This window comes from Proteiniclasticum sp. C24MP (assembly GCF_043951855.1).
Classification (GTDB): Bacteria; Bacillota; Clostridia; order Clostridiales; family Clostridiaceae; genus Proteiniclasticum.
The window spans coordinates 55,567-77,390 of sequence record NZ_JBINJW010000003.1 but is presented as its reverse complement, the minus strand read 5'-3'; the positions used below and the strand labels follow the sequence as shown (position 1 = coordinate 77,390).

Here is a 21,824-nt window from a genome sequence, read left to right as displayed (position 1 = left end):
CCTTTTGTCTCATTATAATACATTATTGGGATTCATTCTATTTATTTATGCATTTTTCCATAATTTTCAGAATTTCCTCATCCGAAAGCTGATCTTTGCTTAATTCCTTGGCAATATCATGATTTCTGAACCACGTAAGCTGCCTTTTCGCATAATTTCTCGATCTCATTTTAACCAGATCTGTGGCCTCCTTCAGGGTAATCTCCTGGTCCAGATTACTGAGAAACTCCTTGTACCCGATTCCTTTCATGGAAACGAAATCCTTTGTGAGCCCGAGTGCCTTCAATGTTCTGATTTCCTCCAGCAGTCCCCTGTCCAGCATCTTTTCAACTCGCTCATCGATTCCCTTATACAGGCTTTCCCGATTCTTGTTGAGATAGAAATAATGAATGTCGTACTTGGGATTCAATCTGCTGCTGTCTTTGAAACTTGAAAAAGGTTTTCCAGTGACCTTATACACTTCCAGGGCACGTATGACTCTTTTGAGGTTATTGGGATGAATTCTCTCTGCTGAAAGGGGATCCACTTCCTGAAGCAGCTCATGAATATAGCTTCTCCCTTTCTTTTCAGACAAATCTGCAAGCTCTTTTCTGTAAGCCTCATCATTTCCGCCTTCCGTGAAGGACAGGTCCTTGATCACCGCATCAATATACAGCCCCGTTCCACCGACCATGATGGGTACTTTCCCTCTGGAGAGAATATCATCAATGGCCTTCTCCGCCAGAACCTTGTAATTTGAAACAGTAAAAGGATCGAAAGGAGTAACAATGTCCAGCATATGATGCCTGACTCTCCCCTTTTCCTCTTCATCCGCTTTCGCAGATCCGATGTCCATTCCTTTATAAATCTGCATGGAATCACAAGAGACGATTTCTCCATGAATCCTTTCCGCCAGTTTCAGCGAAATCTCGGTTTTCCCGACCCCTGTGGGTCCTGCAATAATGATTAAAGTACTCATACAATTCTCCTAAACATTTTCTGCATGTCTTTCTCTGTGAGTTTCACCAGAGTAGGTCTTCCATGAGGACATGTGAATGGCTCCTCTATGAATCGCAGTTCATCGATGAGGTATCTCATTTCTTCCATGGTTAAAGGCTCATAGGCCTTGATGGAGGCTTTACAGGCTGCAGTGGCAATCCGGAGATACTTCACATCCTCTTTGTTGCCTTTTCCCAGATTCCTGATGTTATCCAGAATTTCATGAAGATAAGTGGAAGCCTGCACTTTCCCAAGAAACAATGGTACTTCTCGAATGGAAATGCTCCGGTCACCGAAGTCCTCGATGACGAATCCGGCCTCATTGAGCACCTCTCTGTTGTCCAGATACAGCTGATGGTCTTCTAGATCCAGATCGACAATTTCAGGAATGAGAAGCCCCTGAGAAGCCACTTCGCCTTCTCTGATGTCCATCATATACTTTTCGAAATTGATCTTTTCATGGGCTGCATGCTGATCGAAGATATACAGTTCATCATGAATCTCCGTCAGTATGTAGGTATCTCTGAACTGCCCTATAATCTTCGGCATTGGAAATTTGGCAGTCTTCTCCTCTTTCTCACTGGAATCTTCTGGCCAGACTTCTCTCTTCAGCGGACTGTCTTCTTCCCTGATGCTGAAATCGGACCTTACATAGGAAGCATAGTTTTTCTCATCCTCATGCGGCTCTTCAGCATCACTTCGCGCTTTCTGCTCAAACTGCTCTGCACTCACCTGCTTCATGGTATCCACTGGAATATCGATATAGACTGGCACCGCTGCCGATGGGTGACTCATCTGGACAAAGGACTCCTTTTCTTCCTCCTCTTCCAAAGCAAAAGTGTCTCTCAGACCTTCTCCCATGGCACTATGAATGGTGCCGAAAACACTTTTGAAAATGTGGCTTTCATCCTCGAATTTGATTTCCGCCTTCTGCGGATGAATGTTCACATCGATGATTTCCGGAAACACCTCTATATTGATGACAAAGAACGGAAATCGGCTTACCGTCGCAAAGGACTTGAAAGCTTTTTCAGCAGCCGTGGTGATCACTTTGGACTGAACCAGTCTCTTGTTCACGAAGATGGTCTCATGAGCCCTGGAACCTCTTGATATCTCCTCATTTCCTATGTAGCCGAATATGCTGAAGGAATCATAATGATTCTCGAAATAAAAGAGATTTTCATAGACCTTCTTGTTATAGACCTGTCTTATGACATCCTTCTGATTTCCTGTTCCATAAGTTCTGAGGATCTCTTTTCCTTCCACCATAAGTCTGAAGGAGATCTGAGGATGTGCCATGGATATCTTTGATACGATCTCCGAAATGATGGAACCTTCTCTGGATGTGGATTTCAGAAACTTCTTTCTGGCTGGCACATTGTAAAAGAGGTCCCTGATTTCCATCAGGGTACCCTGGTCCATGGGAGAAAACTTTTCATAACGGATTTCTCCCCCTTCCACAAGAATCTCACGTCCGTCCTGTTCCTTGGTCCGGGATCGCATAAGGACCTTTGAAACAGATGAAATACTGGATAAGGCTTCCCCGCGAAACCCCATGGTAATAATGGAAAACAGGTCCTCCGCAGTCCTTATTTTACTGGTGGCATGAGGAAGAAAGGCATTTCTCATATCGTCTTCCAGAATGCCTTCTCCGTTGTCTACAATTTTTATAAGCTTTTCTCCACCCTCAAGAATTTCAACATAGATTTCCGTCGCTTTTGCATCTATGGAATTTTCGATGAGTTCCTTGACCACAGAAGCCGGTCTTTCCACCACTTCTCCTGCAGCGATTTTATTGAAGGTGTCTTTCGACAGAATATTGATTTTGCCCATCAGTTCATCTCCTTCGCTTCCGTATTGAGTTCATGCAGAATCTTCAGCGCTTCCATAGGTGTGATGTTCAGAACATCAAGTGTTTTCAGTTTTTCCAGCATCAGATCCTTCTCAAAGTCGAAGAGTCCGATCTGAAGGGTCTCTTTCTCTTCTCTGACCCCACTGATTCCTTTAATCACCTTGGCATCCTTCTTCTCCAGTTTTCCTAGAATCTCTTTCGCTCGTCCGAGAAGATTTTTAGGAAGTCCCGCAAGCCTTGCCACTTCAATACCGTAGGACTCGTCTGCCCCGCCAGGGACAATCTTCCTCAAGAACGCAATACTTTTGCCCACTTCCTTCACCAGAACAGAATAGTTCTTCACGCCTTCCAGCTCTCCTTCAAGAACCGTCAGTTCATGATAGTGGGTTGCAAACAAGGTCTTGGCACCTGGAATCGCCTTCAGAATATGTTCAATGACAGCCCATGCGATGGATAATCCATCATAGGTGCTGGTGCCTCTGCCTACTTCATCCAGAATAATCAGAGAATCACTTGTGGCATGCATGAGAATGTCTGAAACCTCGCTCATCTCCACCATGAAAGTGGATTTTCCGCCCGCCAGGTCGTCAGATGCCCCGATTCTTGTGAAGATCCGGTCAGAGATGGGCAGGCTGGCGGATTTTGCAGGAATAAAGGATCCGATTTGCGCCATGAGGCTGATCAGCGCCGCCTGTCTCATGTAGGTGGATTTACCTGCCATATTAGGCCCAGTGATGATCAGAAATCTTTCATCCTTCTGATTCATAGTCAGATCGTTGGAGACGAACTCTCCTTTCTGCATCATTTTTTCAACCACCGGATGTCTACCCTCCGTAATGGTGAGGCTGCCCTCCTCATTGAGATGTGGTTTCACATAACTGTTGTCCCTGGCAACTTTCGCCAGACACTGATAGCAATCCACATCTGCAATGATTCTTGCAGTCTGTTTCAGTCTTTCAATCTCCAGTTCGATGGAAGTTCTGATTTCCCCGAAGACTCTGTATTCAAGTGCAGCCAGTTTCTCTTCGGCGCCAAGGATCTTATCCTCGATGATTTTAAGATCTTCCGTAATGAATCTTTCCGCATTGGCCAAAGTCTGTTTTCTGATGTATCTTCCTTCCGGAATATTGCTGTAATTGGATTTGGAGATTTCTATGTAGTATCCGAATACTTTGTTGTATCCGACTTTAAGTGATTTGATTCCTGTAAACTCTCTTTCCTTCTGCTCCATCTCGGCAATCCACTTCTTACCGTTGATTCTGATGTCCCGAAGTTCCGCAATCTCCACATTGAAGGAGCTCTTGATGATACCCCCATCCTTCATGGACATCGGTGCATCCTCCTCCATGCTTTGCTCCAGGAGATCGTGAATATCGGTTAGGGTATCAAATTTACTGACCAGTCTTGAAAGCTCTCCATAATCGATCAGAGCAAGCAGGTTTTTGATGGCCGGAAGATTGCCCAGAGATTTCTTCAGCGTTAGCATCTCTTTGGGATTCACGGATTTCAGAGCAATCTTCGATACGATTCTTTCAATATCGAATACTCCTTTCAATGCCTCTCTCAGGTCTTCCAGAAGGTTGATGTTGCTAAAAACCGCTTCCACGGCATCCAGTCTTCTTGCAATCATATCTCTGTTCACCAGAGGAGCCTCCACCCATCTTCTCAGATTCCTGGAGCCCATGGCTGTAGAAGTGTCGTCAAGAACCCAAAGCAGGCTGCCGCGCTTCCCCTTGTCCACGATATTCTCCGTAAGTTCCAGGTTGCGCTTGGTATTCACATCAAGGGTCATGCTGTCTTCGGTGTTGTAGATCTCCAGATGGGTCAGATTGGTCAGCGCGGTTTTCTGCGTTTCTTCAAGATACGCAAGAAGCATGCTGGATGCTGAAGCCACCACGGAATTGTATCCTCCGGACAGACTTTTGAAATAGCTCTGAACTGCGCTTTTATCCACAGCGTCTTGCATCTCGCGTATGTTGATCAGTATGTTCCACTTATCCTTTAAGTGTTCGCTGATCACAGGATCGGAGACCACTACTTCAGTAGGAGAGAACTTACTGATCTCATTGTCAAGAAGCACCAGACGCTTCTCTATGAAGGTTCCCTGAAACTCTCCAGTGGAAATATCACAGAAAGCCAGTCCGTAACGCTCCCCTGTATCCGTCACAGCCATGATATAGTTGTTCCGTCTGTTATCCATGAAGTTTTCATCAAGCATTGTTCCCGGCGTGATGATTCTTACCACGTCACGCTTTACGATTCCTTTCGCTTCCTTGGGGTCCTCCACCTGTTCGCAGATTCCTACTTTATAGCCCTTTTTTATCAGTTTGCCGATGTATCCATTGGCCGCATGATAAGGTATTCCGCACATGGGGGCTCTTTCTTCCAGCCCACAGTCTCTTCCTGTTAGAACCAGTTCCAGTTCTTTTGATGCAAGTTCCGCATCATCAAAGAACATTTCATAAAAATCACCCAGCCTGTAAAACAAGATGCAATCTTTATGATTCTCTTTTATGGAAAAGTACTGCTGCATCATTGGTGTTAATCCCATAATATTCATTCCTCCGTTAAATCATCTACTTATCAGTATACCAAAAGCATCTTAAATTTTCTTCAGATATCTTCCAGTATAGCAAAAACATCCTCTTCCAGATAAAGAGGATGTTTTCTGGCCTTTTTTACTCGTTCTGATTCTCCAGCAACTCTCCCATTAAGCTGAAAGATCTTGCTTTCGTCACCAGCACCTGAACAAGTTTTCCTGTAAGTGATTCATCACCGGGGAAGTTCACAGCTTTTCCTGTTCTTGTTCTTCCCTGCATGTATTCCTCATTGTTTTTACTCTGTCCTTCCACCAGCACTTCCACAATCTGATCCTGATAAGTCTTGTTTATGGCTATGGCATTCCGGTTAACCGCTTCCACCAGCCGGTTGAATCTTTCATGTTTGACTTCTTCTGGAATCTGTTCCTTCATGCGATCTGCCGGTGTGTACTTTCTTCTGGAATAGATGAATGTATAGGCGGAATCATATTTCACTTCTTCAACAAGCCTCAGCGTTTCTTCAAAATCCTCATCAGTTTCACCAGGGAACCCTACAATGATGTCAGTTGAAATCGCAACCCCAGGAATCTCTCTTTTGATCTCGTCCACGATACGCATATAATCTTCTCGGGTGTAGCTTCTGTTCATTCTCTTGAGCAGTGAAGTAGATCCGCTCTGAACCGGCAGATGAATCTGTTCTACAACCTTATCGCATTCCTTGACGGCCATTATCACGTCCATATGGAGATCCTTCGGATGTGGTGTCATGAATCGTATGCGTTCCAGACCCGGGACTTCATTGACCATTCTAAGCAGCGAGGCGAAGCTTACTTTCTCTTCCAGATTGAGTCCATAGGAGTTCACGTTCTGACCCAGAAGAGTCACTTCCTTGTAGCCTTTGGATACAAGCTGTCTTATTTCATTCAGAATGTCTTCCGGTTTTCTGGATCTTTCTCTTCCTCTTACATATGGAACCACGCAGAAGGTGCAGAAATTGTTGCAGCCGTACATGATCGTGACAAAAGCCTTTACAGCAGAGTCTCTCACGATCGGAATCCCTTCAACGATCTCCGTCTCTTTCTCATAAATCTCGCAGATCTGAGCATTTTCCGATTTCGCTCTTTCCAGATACTCCGGAAATTTATGCGCATTGTGTGTACCGAATACAATATCCACATGCTTGTATTTCTTCAGGATTTCCTCTGGCATTCCTTTCTGCTGCATCATGCAGCCGCAGACCGCCAGAATCATATCCGGATTATTCTTTTTGATCGCTTTCAATGCGCCCAGATTGCCGTATACTTTCAGTTCCGCATTCTCTCTTACGGCACAGGTATTGAATATGATCACATCGGCTTTGTCACGGAACAACGTTTCTTCATAACCCAGACTCTTGAGCATTCCAGCCAGCTTTTCCGAATCTTCCTCGTTCATCTGACATCCCCATGTCTCTATAAGATATTTCTTTTTCAACATAAATTTCTCCTTCTTATACTCTATATCAACGTATTGTCTGACGTAGACAATTTTCATACACTTACGCAACATTTCTATTATAGCGAATATAATAAATAATTAAAAGTAGCTCTGCTAATTCCATTCATTAATAAAAGTAAGTTATTTCAGCTAATAATTCAATAAATTACATTGAATTGTGCTGATTGATGTCACTTTGTTAATGTTCTATCATTATTGAAGTATTTTTTGTAAACGTTTATACTTATCATGTAATTATGATGGGGGTGGAATATGAAAATAGAATTTTCAGAACGCGCAAATAGAATTAAAGCTTCAGAAATCCGTGAACTACTGAAACTTACAGTTCAGCCGGATATCATCTCATTCGCCGGCGGGCTACCGGCTGCAGAGCTTTTCCCTCTGGAAAAGATTGCTGAAGTATCTAAGGATGTTGTCTTAAAGGAAGGCAAAGCTGCTCTGCAGTACAGCCCTACCGAAGGATTGAAGAAATTAAGAGAAATCATCATATCTCAGAGACTGAATCCGATAAACATAAAAGCGAACCTGGATGAAATCGCAATCACATCCGGATCTCAGCAGGCACTGGATTTTACAGGAAAAATGTTCATCAACGAAGGCGATACCATTATTGTTGAGTCTCCTACCTATCTTGGTGCATTGAACGCATTTCTTGCTTATGATCCCAAGTACACTGAAATCCCTCTAGAGAAAGATGGAATGGATATGGATAAGCTGGAAGAGGTTCTTGAAAGTGGTGTAAGACCGAAATTCATCTACACGATTCCCGATTATCAGAATCCTTCAGGAATCACCATGTCGAAGGAAAAAAGGAAGAGACTCATTGATATCGCAAATAAATATGATCTGATTGTTGTAGAAGATTCTCCATATGCTGAACTCTGCTTTGACGGCGAGCAGCTGGATCCTATTAAATCTCTTGATACCGAAGGCCGCGTCATCTATATGGGAACCTACTCCAAGACCTTCACACCTGGTCTGAGAATCGGTTGGGTTGTGGGGAACCCTGCGATCATCAACAAATTCATTCAGGTGAAACAAGGAGCAGATCTGCAGACATCTTCTCTGGACCAGAGAATCGCTGCAGAGTATATGTCTAGATACGACCTGAGCGAGCACATCCAAATGATCATTGATGTCTACTCGAAGAGAAGAAATGTCATGCTCGATACAATGAGAGAGACCTTTCATAAAGATATCACATTCACGGAATCAACAGGTGGTCTGTTCACCTGGGTAACCGTCCGGGAAGACATCGATACCAAGGAGCTGATGCAGGAAGCACTGAAAGAGAATATCGCTTTTGTACCAGGTGCATCCTTCTTCGCATCAAGCGGTCACGACAACTACATGAGACTGAATTACTCCTGTATGCCTGAAGACAAAATCAGAACAGGTATAGAGCGATTGGCCAAAGTTCTTAATAAATACTACGAATAAGTGTATAATTAAGTATAAACTTGAAATGAGGTAAGACGAATGAAACTATCCAATCGAATTAATAATATGAAATTTTCTCCAATCAGAAAATTATCACCTTATGCTGAGGATGCTCGAAACAAAGGGCTTAGAGTATTGGGACTGAACATCGGTCAGCCGGATATTGAAACACCTCCCCAGTTTTTTGAAGCCATCAGCAGCTTTGACAGCAAAGTACTGAAGTACTCGGAATCCAGAGGAGAATCTGTTCTTATTGATTCATTTATCAAGTACTATAAAGACTTTGGTGTAGACTTCAAGCATGAAAATATAATCATCACCAATGGAGGGTCCGAAGGACTTCATTTTGCACTCTATGCAACATGCAATCCGGAAGATGAAGTAATTGTACCCGAACCTTTCTACACGAACTATTCTTCCTTTACAGATATAGCAGGCTGCAAAGTGAAGCCGCTGACTACCTATGGTGAAGATGGCTTTCATCTTCCATCAAAAGAGAAATTTGAAGAGATCATCACTGACCGCACACGAGCAATTCTGATTTCAAATCCGTCAAATCCTACAGGAGCGGTTTATACCCGTGAAGAAATCGAGATGCTCGCTGAGTTATGTATCGAACATAACCTGTTTCTGATTTCCGACGAAGTCTATCGCGAATTCGTTTATGACGGACAGAAGCCCTATTCCCCTCTGGAGATCGATGAAATCGATCAGCATGTAATCCTCATCGATTCCATCAGCAAACGATACAGCGCGTGTGGGGCCAGAATAGGACTGATCGCATCAAAGAATACTGAGATCATCAATTCCGTGATGAAAATGGCGCAGGCGAGGTTATGCGTTCCCACACTGGAACAGATTGCCGCTGCATCATTATATGAGACACCACAGTCTTATTTCGATGAAGTGAAGAAAGAATACAAGGCAAGAAGAGATATTCTTTTCGAAGGAATCTCTGCCATTGAAGATGTTCAGGTGAAAAAACCTGCAGGCGCTTTTTATATGATGATCAAACTCCCGATCCAGAGTGCGGAGAACTTCTGCAAGTGGATGCTGACAGAATTCAGTCATAAAAACACGACACTTATGATGGCCCCTGCTGAAGGTTTCTACTTCACAGAAGGTCTGGGCGTGGATGAAGTCCGCCTGTCCTACTGCATCAATATCGAGGATCTGAAACTTGGTGTAGAAATTCTGGAACTGGGATTGAAGGAATATAAAAGAACACAGGAATAACAGAAAACAAGCATTATAAAACAGACAGTAGGAATACTGTCTGTTTTATAATGCTTATTTTCTATTTGAAGTAGTATAGCCAGGAGCAGTTGCTTTGCTTATCCTTAAAACCGGCCTTTTCATATAAACCGACAGCTTTCTCATTCTGCTCATTGACATCAAGATAAATCTCCTTAATGCCGTATTCTCTGGCCTTCTGAAGAAGATGGAGCAGAAAATCCTTAGACAGTTTTCTTCGGCGATATTCGGGTATAATCCCGAAATTCACAAGAAAATAGAGATTCTCGCTTTTATTGATCTGACCATATCCGATGTAGTGATTCTGATGCTGATAAAAATAGCTCAATTCAGGAATATATGATTTCTTGGAGATCTCGATGAGGATATCTGCTGAATTGATGGGTAGTCTGTATTTATTGTCAAAGATCCGATTCTGAATATCCACTCTTGCTTTGATGTCTTCAATCTGAAACTTTTTCATTGAAACCGGATGAGCAGGTTCCATCAGCTCACTTAGATTCATGTGCATCCTTTTGATGCCTCTCCTCATTTTAAAGTTCAGAAGTTCAAGAATCCGATCATTGATCTCATTTCGAATCACAACATACTCGAACTGATGTATCTCCAGATGCTGAGGCAGACTGTCCCTGAATACCTCCATCACATCATCCAGCGGAATCTTTTCGAGCTTCTCCGAATCGATCAGTGGTATGATGCTTCTGATTTTAACATTATAACTTCTTGTCTCTGACCAGATGATCAGTATCGGTTCATCCTGATGGGTGATGATTCTCGTACCTGAACGGTACTGTATTTTATTGAACAAAGAGCTTTTACCATACATACCATACAGGTTCTCGTTGAGTTCATTGAACTTTTTATAATCAAGCAGCTGGTTTTTGAATGTCTGCAAATCTTTGGCTTTGAATTGTTCTGATAAAACCATACTCCACTCCTAGTTCACGATTTTTATACGTATGCATATTATATCATATTCACCATCGATTCAAGAAACTGATTTATCTCAGGGATGGAATCCTTCGCTTCAGCATATTGAAAAGCGTAATTGCTATACCACCGCCAGCTAAAGCGGTAATGAGCTGCGGCAGCCCCATGGTGATTGCCAGTTTCTCTCTAACCGGCTCTGGAATGCCCAGCGCAAAGAGCCTTATAAGCTCTGTCGCACTGATATAAAGAAAGAGAAACTTAGTAATGCCTGCACTGAGAACCCCTATGATATCAAGGTTCTTTCTGTTCCTGAATAGTGAAAACACCATTACATATAGCAAATTTCCTGCTGCGATGAAAGGAATAAACGGCGCCATAGGGGGCGCCAGCACATTCGTGAAAAATGCCAGTACTGGAGTGAGAAGTCCTACCAGTATTGCCCACTTCACCCCTGAAAAATATACAGTCAGAAGCAGCATCGCATTGACCATGGGTCCAACGAAAAACTGGTTGATCTGTGGTATGTTTTTGCCTAAAATCTGTATGATTACTACCAGCGTCAGCAACAGTGCACTGATAATCATATTGTTTGTCTCTTTTGAAGTATTCATATTCGGCTCCCTCCAGAAATATTAATCATGATAATACTTTATCATTTTTTACAGAAAAGAACCAACGAATTCTGATTCACCATCAAAAAAAGGTCTCAGGAAAATCCTGAGACCTTTTTCGTACTATTCGATTGCTTTAATGCTTAATGAAACTTTCTTGTTCTCTTCTGAAGAATCAAGAATCTTTACTTTGATTGTTTCACCAATGGTCAGAACCTCTGAAGGTGATTCGACTCTCTGATGTGAAAGCTGTGAAATATGAGCAAGTCCATCCACGCCAGGTTCAAGTTCAATGAATGCACCGAAATCTGTGAATCTGACAACCTTACCTAATACTACGCTTCCTTCAGGGTACTTCTCTTCGATTCTATTCCATGGATTTTCAGCTAATGCCTTCAGACTTAGTGATAATCTCTTTCTTTCGTTGTCAAGAGCAATAATCTTAACCTTTAATTCCTCTCCAACCTTGAGAACATCGCTAGGCTTTCCAACCTTGCCGTATGAAATCTCTGAAACATGAAGCAGTCCGTCCACTCCGTTAACATTAACAAATGCTCCGAAGTCTGTCAGTCTCTCCACTGTACCTTCAAGAACCTGATCCACTTCAAAGTTCTCCCAAGCCGCAGCTTCCTGTGACTGTCTGTCTTCCTGAAGTTTCTTTCGTCTTGAAGCTACAATTCTTGTTGAGCCTCTCTTCTCTTCAATTTCAATTATATTTACGTCTAATTCCTGTTCTCTGTATACTGAAAGATCTCTTACAGAATGAAGTTCAAGATGTGATGCTGGGATGAAGACTCTCTGGCCTAAGTATGTTGCAACAACACCACCCTTAACATCATTCTTTACTTTAACCTTAATGGTTTCGTTGTTCTCAAATGCTGCTCTTAAATCCTTAAGCGCTTCTTCTCTATGCATTTCTACCATAGATAGGATAAAGAAAGAATCATTTTCCTGTGGTCTTCTGATCACTTTCGCTTCAATCTCCTGTCCTAATTCAAGAACATCTGTAAGACTTTCATCAGAACCTGTATTTGCTTCTTCGATGACCAGTTTTCCGTCATGGCTTGCGCCCACTAATGCAACTATAGCTTCTTTATCGTCAAGCTGAATGATTTTACCCTTTATGATCTGGCCGATTCTTACTGGCTTGTCATAAAGATCCATTAGATCCTGCATTGACATTTCATTTTCGTTGTTTTCGATGTTGTTGTTATCCATCATAAGTTTTCCATTGCCTCCTTAATTATCCATTCTGGTGTGGATGCACCTGCAGTTATCCCTACTTTCACTGCATATTTAATTTTTTCCTTAATCGGTCCCAGTTCTTTCGCATTTTCAATGTGAAAAGTCAGGTCGCAATTTCTTTTGCAAATTTCGTAGAGTTTTGTTGTGTTGGAACTGGATTTTCCTCCTATAACAATCATTGCATCAACTTCCCGGGAAAGTTCTTCAGCAGACTTTTGTCTGTCCTCTGTCGCTTTGCATATTGTATTGAAAGCGATAAATTCCTTGGCAGCACCAGCAATATTGTTTATGAGCTTAATCCAGTTGGCCTGTTTTTCAGTAGTCTGTGCGACCACGCAAAACTTGCCTTTCAGATGAATGTCTAAATCCCCAGTTTTAGTGATATAAGCACTGTTTTCACAGTATCCGTTTATCCCGATGACTTCTGGATGGTTCTCATCACCTAGAATCACGATCTTATACCCTTCTTCATGATATTTTCTGACTTTCTTCTGAATATTTATAACAAAAGGACAAGTTAAATCTATGATTTCCACTTTTCTTGCCTTTAGTTCATCATAGACCTCCATGGAAACTCCATGAGTTCTAATTATGACTGTGTCCTGTTCACTGAGCAAAGGAACTTCATCTATGGAGATTTCATTGATTCCTTTTTCAGCAAGTTTATTTGTCACGTCAGTATTATGGATCAGTGGCCCTAATGTTACAATTCTTCCTTCAGACCTTATGAAGCCGAATGATTCATTTACTGCACGTTCCACTCCAAAACAGAAGCCGGAGTTCTTTGCACGAATTACTTCTCTCATTTCTCTCCTAATCCTATAATTGTCTTCACATACCAAATTATAACACAAATAGTGAAGTGATAAAAAGGCTCTTCACTAGTTGTTCCCGTTATTCATAAAAAGTACAAATACAAAAAACAATTATACATAAACGTTACCTTAAATATTATACTCTATTTTAGTTTTTTTAGCTACATTTTCTACCTATATAGTCGACAATAACCACTTTCATAATTATAGCAGTTCATGTAAGTCGGGTCTCAGGACTTTTGCTCCTCTTAAATAGATAGGATATGCTTCAATATCATCATTATAATGTATGAGAACACGTATGCATAGAGGCAGAGAACCTTCCACGTTCATTTCCTGGAAATGAAGTATCGCTGTATCGTAAATATTCAATCCTTCCCGCATAAATTTCCCGGGATAGGCACTTTTTATATCTGTGGTGGCTGTAAAAAGCACCGACACCATTTTATCTGAATCCAGATGATTTCTATTCATTATTTCAATCAGAAGTTCTAATGTGGCATCCTTGATCTGTTCAGGTGTATCCTGTTCAATGGTTATGGCTCCTCTAATGGCGATCATATGCTTTCACCTGCCAGATATCCTGTTGAAAATGCGATCTGCAGATTATATCCGCCTGTCACCGCATCAACATCGATTATTTCTCCTGCGAAGGATAAGTTTCTGATTAACTTGGATTTCATTGTACTTGGATCGATTTCCTTCACCTCAACACCACCTCTTGTGATGATTGCCTCATTGATGGATTTGGTTCCATTGATATGCACTTCAAAGTTTTTCAGTAACCTTGCAAGGTTCATTCTTTCCTCTTTTATAATGCTGTTGCATTTCTTATCCGGATCTATCCCTGACATTGCAATAATGATCGGGATCAGTTTGGAAGGAAGAAGATCCGACAAGGAATTCTTATAATCCTTGTTCTGGTATTTCATGAAATCACGCTGAAGTCTGTTGTCCAGTTCCTTCAGATCAAGACCAGGTTTGAAGTCAATACTTCCTGAAGCATCCCCACCTTTATAATATGCGGATGCCGAAAGCACCAGTGGTCCGCTGATTCCGAAGTGTGTGAACAGCATCTCCCCTATTTCTGTAAAGAGTTCTTTCCTGCCTTCTTTCAATGTGAATCTGACGTTCCTGAGACTGAGCCCCTGAAGTTCTTTGGGAAATCCTTCTCTTAAGACCAGTGGAATCAGAGACGGCTTCAACGGAGTGATGGTATGTCCTGTCTTCTCGATGAGCTTATGAAGACTCCCATCAGATCCCGTTCCATAATAGGAACTTCCACCTCCGGCAAAAATATACCAGTCAGCGGATATAACACCCTTATTGGTGATCAGTGATCTGATTGTGCTGTCTTCCACAATGAGATCTTCCACTTTTGTATGAAGTCGTATATCAACATGCAGATCATTCAGTTCATTTCTCAGAACCTGTATTACATCATAAGACTTATCTGAAACCGGAAACACTCTGTTTCCTCTTTCCACTTTTAGCGGTAATCCCTTATCCTGAAGAAAAGTCATGAGATGTTCATTGGTAAAAGTATAGAGTGCACTATATAAAAACTCTCGGTTCCTGGGAATGAATTCGAAGAAATCACTGATATCCCTGCTGTTTGTTACATTGCATCTTCCCTTACCAGTTATAAACAGTTTTTTTCCCAGTTTTTCATTTCGCTCCAGAAGCGTTACATGATGCTTCTTGTTCTGCGCCGCTTTAATGGCAGCCATCATTCCTGCAGGACCACCACCAATAACTACTACATTCATATATTCACGTCCTTATCGAATCAGGTTTCTCTGATTCTCTCTAATCTTCTTCAATAATAGAATAAAGGCCTGCACTTATGCAAGCCTTTCATGATTTAGTTTGATTTTAGTAACGTCCCTGAGCTACCATAGCTTTTGCTACTTTGTCAAATCCTGCGATGTTTGCACCTGCTACCAGGTTATATCCGAATCCGTAGAACTCGGCAGCATCCATAGCATTCTTGTGAATATTCTTCATGATCTGATGCAGCTTGGCATCCACTTCTTCTTCAGTCCATGATAATCTCATGCTGTTCTGAGACATTTCAAGTGCTGATACGGAAACTCCACCAGCATTTGCGGCTTTGGATGGTCCAACAATAAGTCCTTTCTCAAGGAAGTAGGATACCGCTTCGTTTGTGCAAGGCATGTTCGCACCTTCACATACATACTTGATGTCATTCTCAACAATCATCTTGGCATGTTCAATATGGATGTCATTCTGTGTTGCACAAGGCATGATGATATCAACTTTTCTGCCCCATGGCTTCTCATTCGCAAAGAATTCCACTCCGAACTTGTCGGCATAATCCTTCACCTTATCTCTTCCTGAGTTTCTCATTTCCACCAGATAGTTGATCTTTTCATCTGTCGCTACACCTTCTGGATCATAAATGTATCCGTCTGGACCTGAAAGTGTCACAACCTTTGCACCTAATTCGGTCGCCTTTTTGCAGACACCCCATGTCACGTTTCCGAAACCTGATGCTGCAATGGTCTTGCCCACCATGGTATCGTTGTTGTGCTCAAGGATTTCATTACAGAAATACACAATACCGAATCCGGTTGCTTCCGGTCTGATCAGTGAACCACCGTAAGGAATTCCCTTACCCGTGAATACACCGTTCTCAAATGCGCCTCTGATTCTTCTGTACTGTCCGAATAGGTATCCGATTTCTCTAGCACCAACTCCGATGTCGCCAGCAGGAACGTCCACGTTCGGTCCTATATGTCTGTAAAGCTCAGTCATGAAGCTCTGACAGAATCTTAAAATTTCGCTGTCTGTTTTTCCTCTTGGGTCGAAGTCTGATCCACCCTTACCTCCACCAATAGGAAGTCCCGTCAATGAATTCTTGAATGTCTGTTCAAATCCCAGGAATTTCATGATGGAAAGATTTACTGATGGATGGAATCTAAGTCCACCCTTGTATGGCCCGATGGCTCCGTTGAACTGAACTCTATATCCTCTGTTCACATGTACATCTCCGTTGTCATCTTCCCAGGATACTTTAAACATGATCTGTCTTTCAGGCTCAACGATTCTACCTAAAATATTCTTTTCCATATACTCAGGATATTTTTCAAGAACAGGCTTAAGAGTTGGAAGAACTTCTTCAACAGTCTGTATGAACTCTGATTCATGAGCATTTTTCTCTTTGACGTCATTCATTACCTTTTCAATGTACTCAGTGGAACTTAACATTGTCTTTAGCATTTTTTACCCCCAAATTTCTTTTACCGTAATAAGTATTTGCTTTTTATACGTTACATGTCTATTTTACAATGAAATATCGCCTTTTTCATCCCTTTGAAGAACTTTACTAACTTATTATAAAAACCTTTACATCCTTATAGATAGTCCTAGTTTTTCCTGAATTTATTTAAGAAAAACCTTTTCTGCTAAAGTTTTCAGGCAAAATCAATATTTTGTTATAATTATAACGCATATATATGTAATTAATATCAGTGATATCTATAGCGCGAAATCTGAATAAAAGAGCGTAAATCCTAATTGAAAATGTCGTGCTTTTTCCATATCTCTTCCAGTGTCCCGAATATTTCTCCCACATGCTCTTTTCTTTTCATCCCGACAGATACGATAACAGCATTGATTACACTCAATGGTGCTACCAGAGAATCCACAAATGACGCCATATTGCTTTGTGCTATCAGGCTGTAGTCAGCTCTGGAAGCCAATGGAGACAAGAGACTGTCCGTGATGACACCCACCTTTGCTCCCCTGCTCTTGGCAAAATCGAGTGCCTCTATGGTTTTCTGTGAATATCTGGGAAAACCGATACCGATGACCAGATCCTGATCCCCTAATTTGATCATCTGTTCAAAAATATCGCTGTATCCCTGATGAACAGAGCGCACATTGTCCAGAAAAAGATTCAGATAGAATGCCAGAAAATCCGCCAGTGTATTGGAACTTCTCAATCCAATGATGTAGATGTTCTTGGCTTCAAATATAGCATTGATCAGTTCTTCAAATGTCCTGTCGTTGATTTTTTCCAACGTTGCACGAATGTTCTCCATGTCTGCCTTCAGCACACCTTTAAGCGCATTTTCCGGATTCACAAGGCTGTTTGTAAGCTCCAGTCTCTGAACGGTGGTAAGCTTCACTTTGACTATATCCTGCAGGGACTTCTGAAGTTCAGGATATCCCTCATATCCCAGCTCATTGGCAAACCTGACTACTGTGGATTCACTGACCCCCACACTTTCTCCTAACTTTGATGCAGTCATAAATGCTGCTTTATCATAATGCTTCAGAATAAATTCTGCTATCAGTTTTTGTCCCTTGCTGAGTTTGGCATATCTGCTCTGAATGATTCTCATCAGATCATCTCTATTACTTTCCATCCTAAATATCCTCCAAAAAGTATTGTTAAGTTCATTATATCCTCTTGAACACATTATGTGTAATTTTTTATGCAGACGATGGTTAAATCTGTATCAGAAAGCATGGAGTAAGTTTACTATAAACCGCTAAGCCATAATAAATATTATGTTAACTAACTGAAACATGTTTTTCTATATGCTGTTTGTCCTTCGAGCGCTTCTACTATACGAACAACTGAAACTCGGGATATACAGGAGCCCTAAGGCAGTTGTATATCCCGAGAAGGTTCTGTTTCAAGACAGTTTCCTGTCTATAACCGGATATTTTTGAGGTCATTCTTTATAAACAGTATCACTTTTTCCAGTTCATCAATATTTTCTGTCAGTGAACTGATCTCTGCAGTGAAGTCTGTGACATTTGCACTCATTTCCTGAGATGAAGCTGAATTTTCTTCAGCGATGGCAGCCAGTTTATGCACATTCACAAATACATCGTTGATTCTTTCCGTTTCTTCTGAAAGCCTGGCGGATATATCTGAAATGGACGCTGTAACATCACTGATGCTTCTGACCGCTTCCTTGCTTTCGGCAGTAACAGTCTCCATAGTAAGGGTTCCACTGTCGAGTTCCATATACTGGCTGTTCACCTGATGAACCATTTCATTGACCCCTACCACAAATTCATTGAGGTTCTCATTGATGGTGCTGACCGCACCTCTGGAATCTTCAGCGAGCTTTCTGATTTCCTCTGCTACTACGCTGAATCCTCTCCCCATCTCCCCGGCTCTTGCCGCTTCTATGGATGCGTTCAGCGCTAGAAGATTGGTCTGCTCCGCAATGCTTTCCACTGTGCTTACGATGGTTTTTATGTCCTGTACCTTTGTTCCCAGTTCCTTCCCCTGCGCATTGACTGCGGAAAATTTATTTTTCATATGATTCATCGTAACAAAGACATTTTCCAGATTTTCAGAGGAGACTTCAATCTGCTTGGCTGCTTTCTCCAGACGCTCTTTTCCCTCCAGCTCCTTTGCACTGATCTGATTCAGGATTTCTATGTTCCTCGATAGGATATGGACAGATTCTTCTGTTTCAGAAGCCTGATGACTTGCGCCTTCTGCCACCTCTTCCACAGAGGAGGCAATCAGTCCTGACACTTCACTTAATTTCTTTGCGACTTCTGAAAATTTACCGGTGAAGGAGTATAAGTCGTCCATACTTCCTTTGTAATAGGTGAACTCTTCACGTAAAACAGCTTTCATCTGTGCACTTTCGTGTGAAAGCGATTCAAGCTGGTCGCCTGTCATGACGCTCACTTCTTCTGAAAGATGAAGCAGTCGAATCTCTCTTAAATCGCTTTCAATCGTATGTAAAGGCTTCAGAAGCAGTCTGCTTACAAGATAGACAGAGAGGAAAACCACTGCAGATACAGCCAGTGCCATCAGAAGGCCATCCAGACCGGATAATCGCAGCTGCACAATAAGACTTAAGACTGCAGGTATGAGTGCTGTTTTCAAACTGATGGACCTGATGAATCCAAAGGAAAGAACACTTGAAAGCCAGTATTTCCTGATTTTTCTAGGCGTTTTTTCGAATTTAAGATGAATCTTAACCACATGCGTATCCTGTTCCATATATTCTTCCAGTATTTTCGTCTCGATCTTTTCATGAAAGAACTCTCCAACACCCTCAATCAGACCCATGAGATACTGCTGTAAGCCTCTGGTGGATTTGTAGACCATGATGAAATTCTTCTCATCAACAGGTTCCGGAATGAGTCTTGGTGGTTTTGCGCCAGGAATCATCTTCGTCAGTTGCGCATGCACCTTATCCATAAGCATGAGAAATCCCATGGCCGTATTGGTTTCGAAATAGGATGGAAACCAGTCGTGAAAGGATTGAACATTATGCTTCCCTAACGTCTGCCACAATTCATCTTCTGTCATGTCTTTCTTCCTGGCAAAGGATCCGATGATCGCCTTGATTCTCGTGTCCTCTATTTCTTCCAGTGGCGTGATGATTCGATGAGGATCCCATCCATTGGCCGCAAGCACCTCCTCCTTCATTTTAGTTCCATATAATTTTTCTATTGTATTCAGCCAGATATTCACTACTGTACCCTTCATGTCATTCTCCTTCACTGTCGATTCTTATAGTATTTTCCATACTATATATTCGGATGTTGCGCATGAAAGTTAAGCACCATCGGGAACGTTTCTGAACTTAAGTAAATTCATCAGGGATTTTAATATAATTTTCACATTTATCTGCTATAAATTTATAAAGAACATAAAATGCAGCCAATACTTTCCACTAGAACTGGATTTAAAGGAGGGATACATCAGATGGATGTATGGAATGAAGAACTGGACCATCGAGTGCTCATAGAAACATCTCTGGAAGACTTCGCAGAGTCTTCTGGAAATCCATTTAAGGACCTGGAAAAAGTATCCCTTTTTGAAAAGCTTCTGCATGAAAAAGATGCGAAAAAAATCATAGAACGATTCATGAAGAAAATTGAACCTTTCAGAAACCTCAAGAATCGATCGCTCACTCCGCAGGAAAAGGATGGGATCAGAGTCTTGTTTCTGGACCTTGCAGAAGAAATGGACAGCAGGAAAATCTTCTTTGACGAACCGTTTCTGGGCTCATTCATTGAAATGGGCTATCTGGAGTCCACTGAATCCTTCTTCAGCGAAGCCGAAAGACACGACTCCACACTTGAATTCACCGACCTTTTTCAGGCTGTCAGAAATGTCTGGATCATGAACTCGCTTCAGCTGATGTTTGCAGAGAAGATCAGAATGACCCCTTCTGTCTTCTCCTACAGCATGCTCTATCCTTATACAGATAATTTTCTGGATGATCCGGAGATCAGTCTGTCGCGTAAGAAAGCCTTCAATGAGAGGCTGCAGAAGGTTCTGGAAGGAAATGGACCTTCCGATGCATCTCCTGAGGAAGCAAAGATTTTCCAGATGATTCATAACATTGAACTGCAGTATCAGAGGAAGGATTATCCCAGGGTCTATAAGAGCCTGCTTATGATTCAGGATGCACAGGTTCACAGTTTATCTCAGAACAATCCCAAAAAGCTGTCGCCTAATGTCCTTCTTCCCATCAGTTTCTACAAAGGTGGCGCATCGGTTCTGGCAGACGGATTTCTCTGTAAAGGAGAACTCACTGAAATAGAAATGAACTTCTCTTTCGGTTACGGAGCATTCCTGCAGCTTCTGGATGATCTGCAGGACATTGAATGCGACCGGAAAGACAACCATTGGACCTTATTCAGCATAAAACATCAGGAAGAGATCTACGACAAGGAAATCGTCAAATTACTGTGTTATATTGATAAAGTCCTCTGCAAGTACAGACTGTATTCCCCTGATGAAGAAATGCTCAAAAGAATCATCAGAGAATGCACCCGACTGATGATTATGGATGTTGTAGGTCAGAATCCGCATCTGGTTTCAGAGAAGCTTTATAAATCTCTGGAAAGCTATTCCAAAGTCAGACTCAGTTTCTTCAAGGAATATCACGAAAAATTTTCAGACTGGTCTTCTCTTTTCACTCCGACTGCAGATTCAGTCGAATAGCTCCGATATATCTGCGCAGGAAAGCTCCATGAATACATACCCGTTCATGGAGCTTTCCTGCTTTCTTTCTATTCTTCTTCAAACAGTTCGATGTCTTCGATTTCCATCGCTTTCTTCTTCTCGTCTTTCTCAATGATTCGTTCCGGAATCGGGTTCTCCTCTTTCATTTCATTCAAGGAGCTGAATCCGAACTGAATGAGAAATTCATCTGTTGTACCATAGAGCTTCGGTCTTCCAGGTGCTTCTTTTCTTCCTATGACCTTGATAAGACCCTTCTCCTGAAGTTTCTGGATGACGTAGTCACTGTTTACCCCTCTTATCTCATCTACCTCTACACGCGTTACAGGCTGCTTAAACGCCACTATGGATAAGCATTCCAGTGCACCCTTGGAAAGGCTCTGCCTTTCGTTGACACCGAGCAGCTCTTTCAGGTAAGGTGTATTGCTTTCCTTGGTGCCCAGCTGAATCCTGTTTTCAAGCAAAAGTAGTCTTATTCCCCTGTTCCTGTTTTTCAGCTCTTCCTCATAGGATCCGATAATGTCTTCCAGATCACTGGCAGTCACATCCATGATTCTCATAAGATCTTTCTTCTTCACCGCATCTCCTGCGGCAAATAGAATGCTTTCCAGTGCACTGATATATTTTTCCGTATCAAACGGATCGTCCACTCCAGAAATCGTAAATAAATTATCTTCCATT

General features: G+C 41.9%; 15 protein-coding genes and 1 pseudogene. 3 read left to right on the top strand and 13 right to left on the bottom strand.

Annotated elements, in window-relative coordinates; translation table 11 throughout:
* Positions 1-37 precede the first annotated feature (37 nt).
* The 4 genes from miaA to miaB all read right to left on the bottom strand — a co-directional run bounded on the left by miaA (position 38) and on the right by miaB (position 6,846).
* The gene (gene miaA / locus ACHAL6_RS04505; protein ID WP_395269049.1) at positions 38-958 is read right to left on the bottom strand and encodes a tRNA (adenosine(37)-N6)-dimethylallyltransferase MiaA; all 921 of its coding nucleotides are present in this window, start codon (positions 956-958) and stop codon (positions 38-40) included.
* A complete protein-coding gene (gene mutL / locus ACHAL6_RS04500; protein WP_395269048.1) occupies positions 955-2,811 on the bottom strand; it encodes a DNA mismatch repair endonuclease MutL in 1,857 nt (618 codons plus the stop codon). Before mutL ends, miaA begins: the two co-directional genes overlap by 4 nt.
* Positions 2,811-5,381, bottom strand: coding sequence for a DNA mismatch repair protein MutS (mutS, locus tag ACHAL6_RS04495; RefSeq protein WP_395269047.1), 2,571 nt, complete (start codon positions 5,379-5,381; stop codon positions 2,811-2,813). Before mutS ends, mutL begins: the two co-directional genes overlap by 1 nt.
* 127 nt (positions 5,382-5,508) lie before the next feature.
* On the bottom strand, positions 5,509-6,846 hold the full coding sequence (gene miaB / locus ACHAL6_RS04490; protein WP_395269046.1) for a tRNA (N6-isopentenyl adenosine(37)-C2)-methylthiotransferase MiaB: 1,338 nt from the start codon (positions 6,844-6,846) through the stop codon (positions 5,509-5,511).
* 273 nt (positions 6,847-7,119) lie between these two features.
* Between miaB and ACHAL6_RS04485 the strand changes: the two genes are divergently transcribed.
* Together ACHAL6_RS04485 and ACHAL6_RS04480 are read left to right on the top strand one after the other, a co-directional pair.
* Positions 7,120-8,307, top strand: a complete 1,188-nt coding sequence (locus ACHAL6_RS04485) for a PLP-dependent aminotransferase family protein (RefSeq protein WP_395269045.1) — start codon at positions 7,120-7,122, stop codon at positions 8,305-8,307.
* Positions 8,308-8,346: 39 nt separating this feature from the next.
* Positions 8,347-9,543, top strand: a complete 1,197-nt coding sequence (locus ACHAL6_RS04480) for a pyridoxal phosphate-dependent aminotransferase (protein ID WP_395269044.1) — start codon at positions 8,347-8,349, stop codon at positions 9,541-9,543.
* A 61-nt stretch (positions 9,544-9,604) separates the two neighbouring features.
* On the opposite strand, the gene ACHAL6_RS04475 is transcribed toward ACHAL6_RS04480, so the two are convergent.
* From ACHAL6_RS04475 to ACHAL6_RS04440, 8 genes and pseudogenes are all read right to left on the bottom strand, one after another.
* On the bottom strand, positions 9,605-10,489 hold the full coding sequence (locus ACHAL6_RS04475; protein ID WP_395269043.1) for a GNAT family N-acetyltransferase: 885 nt from the start codon (positions 10,487-10,489) through the stop codon (positions 9,605-9,607).
* 73 nt (positions 10,490-10,562) lie between these two features.
* Entirely contained in the window at positions 10,563-11,102 is a 540-nt protein-coding gene (locus ACHAL6_RS04470) for an ECF transporter S component (protein WP_395269042.1), read from the bottom strand.
* Positions 11,103-11,225: 123 nt separating this feature from the next.
* Positions 11,226-13,153: pseudogene (locus ACHAL6_RS04465) on the bottom strand (bifunctional 4-hydroxy-3-methylbut-2-enyl diphosphate reductase/30S ribosomal protein S1).
* A gap of 213 nt (positions 13,154-13,366) precedes the next feature.
* The gene (aroH, locus tag ACHAL6_RS04460) at positions 13,367-13,723 is read right to left on the bottom strand and encodes a chorismate mutase (protein WP_395269041.1); all 357 of its coding nucleotides are present in this window, start codon (positions 13,721-13,723) and stop codon (positions 13,367-13,369) included.
* Positions 13,720-14,931, bottom strand: a complete 1,212-nt coding sequence (locus tag ACHAL6_RS04455) for an NAD(P)/FAD-dependent oxidoreductase (protein ID WP_395269040.1) — start codon at positions 14,929-14,931, stop codon at positions 13,720-13,722. Before ACHAL6_RS04455 ends, aroH begins: the two co-directional genes overlap by 4 nt.
* A gap of 106 nt (positions 14,932-15,037) precedes the next feature.
* The gene (gdhA, locus tag ACHAL6_RS04450) at positions 15,038-16,405 is read right to left on the bottom strand and encodes an NADP-specific glutamate dehydrogenase (protein ID WP_395269039.1); all 1,368 of its coding nucleotides are present in this window, start codon (positions 16,403-16,405) and stop codon (positions 15,038-15,040) included.
* A gap of 293 nt (positions 16,406-16,698) precedes the next feature.
* A complete protein-coding gene (locus ACHAL6_RS04445) occupies positions 16,699-17,556 on the bottom strand; it encodes a MurR/RpiR family transcriptional regulator (protein ID WP_395269038.1) in 858 nt (285 codons plus the stop codon).
* 290 nt (positions 17,557-17,846) lie between these two features.
* The gene (locus ACHAL6_RS04440; RefSeq protein ID WP_395269037.1) at positions 17,847-19,658 is read right to left on the bottom strand and encodes a heme NO-binding domain-containing protein; all 1,812 of its coding nucleotides are present in this window, start codon (positions 19,656-19,658) and stop codon (positions 17,847-17,849) included.
* Between the two features lie 219 nt (positions 19,659-19,877).
* On the opposite strand from ACHAL6_RS04440, the gene ACHAL6_RS04435 reads away from it, so the two are divergent.
* Positions 19,878-21,125, top strand: a complete 1,248-nt coding sequence (locus ACHAL6_RS04435; protein ID WP_395269036.1) for a hypothetical protein — start codon at positions 19,878-19,880, stop codon at positions 21,123-21,125.
* Between the two features lie 68 nt (positions 21,126-21,193).
* Here ACHAL6_RS04435 and scpB read toward each other — a convergent pair whose 3' ends face one another.
* On the bottom strand, positions 21,194-21,823 hold the full coding sequence (scpB, locus tag ACHAL6_RS04430; RefSeq protein WP_395269035.1) for an SMC-Scp complex subunit ScpB: 630 nt from the start codon (positions 21,821-21,823) through the stop codon (positions 21,194-21,196).
* Between the last annotated feature and the right edge of the window lies 1 nt (position 21,824).

Bases quoted from the DNA above. Each gene is read 5' to 3' on its own strand.
- miaA (WP_395269049.1), bottom strand. From the start codon at position 958: ATGAGTACTTTAATCATTATTGCAGGACCCACAGGGGTCGGGAAAACC.
- mutL (WP_395269048.1), bottom strand. From the start codon at position 2,811: ATGGGCAAAATCAATATTCTGTCGAAAGACACCTTCAATAAAATCGCT.
- mutS (WP_395269047.1), bottom strand. From the start codon at position 5,381: ATGGGATTAACACCAATGATGCAGCAGTACTTTTCCATAAAAGAGAAT.
- miaB (WP_395269046.1), bottom strand. From the start codon at position 6,846: ATGTTGAAAAAGAAATATCTTATAGAGACATGGGGATGTCAGATGAAC.
- ACHAL6_RS04485 (WP_395269045.1), top strand. From the start codon at position 7,120: ATGAAAATAGAATTTTCAGAACGCGCAAATAGAATTAAAGCTTCAGAA.
- ACHAL6_RS04480 (WP_395269044.1), top strand. From the start codon at position 8,347: ATGAAACTATCCAATCGAATTAATAATATGAAATTTTCTCCAATCAGA.
- ACHAL6_RS04475 (WP_395269043.1), bottom strand. From the start codon at position 10,489: ATGGTTTTATCAGAACAATTCAAAGCCAAAGATTTGCAGACATTCAAA.
- ACHAL6_RS04470 (WP_395269042.1), bottom strand. From the start codon at position 11,102: ATGAATACTTCAAAAGAGACAAACAATATGATTATCAGTGCACTGTTG.
- aroH (WP_395269041.1), bottom strand. From the start codon at position 13,723: ATGATCGCCATTAGAGGAGCCATAACCATTGAACAGGATACACCTGAA.
- ACHAL6_RS04455 (WP_395269040.1), bottom strand. From the start codon at position 14,931: ATGAATGTAGTAGTTATTGGTGGTGGTCCTGCAGGAATGATGGCTGCC.
- gdhA (WP_395269039.1), bottom strand. From the start codon at position 16,405: ATGCTAAAGACAATGTTAAGTTCCACTGAGTACATTGAAAAGGTAATG.
- ACHAL6_RS04445 (WP_395269038.1), bottom strand. From the start codon at position 17,556: ATGGAAAGTAATAGAGATGATCTGATGAGAATCATTCAGAGCAGATAT.
- ACHAL6_RS04440 (WP_395269037.1), bottom strand. From the start codon at position 19,658: ATGAAGGGTACAGTAGTGAATATCTGGCTGAATACAATAGAAAAATTA.
- ACHAL6_RS04435 (WP_395269036.1), top strand. From the start codon at position 19,878: ATGGATGTATGGAATGAAGAACTGGACCATCGAGTGCTCATAGAAACA.
- scpB (WP_395269035.1), bottom strand. From the start codon at position 21,823: ATGGAAGATAATTTATTTACGATTTCTGGAGTGGACGATCCGTTTGAT.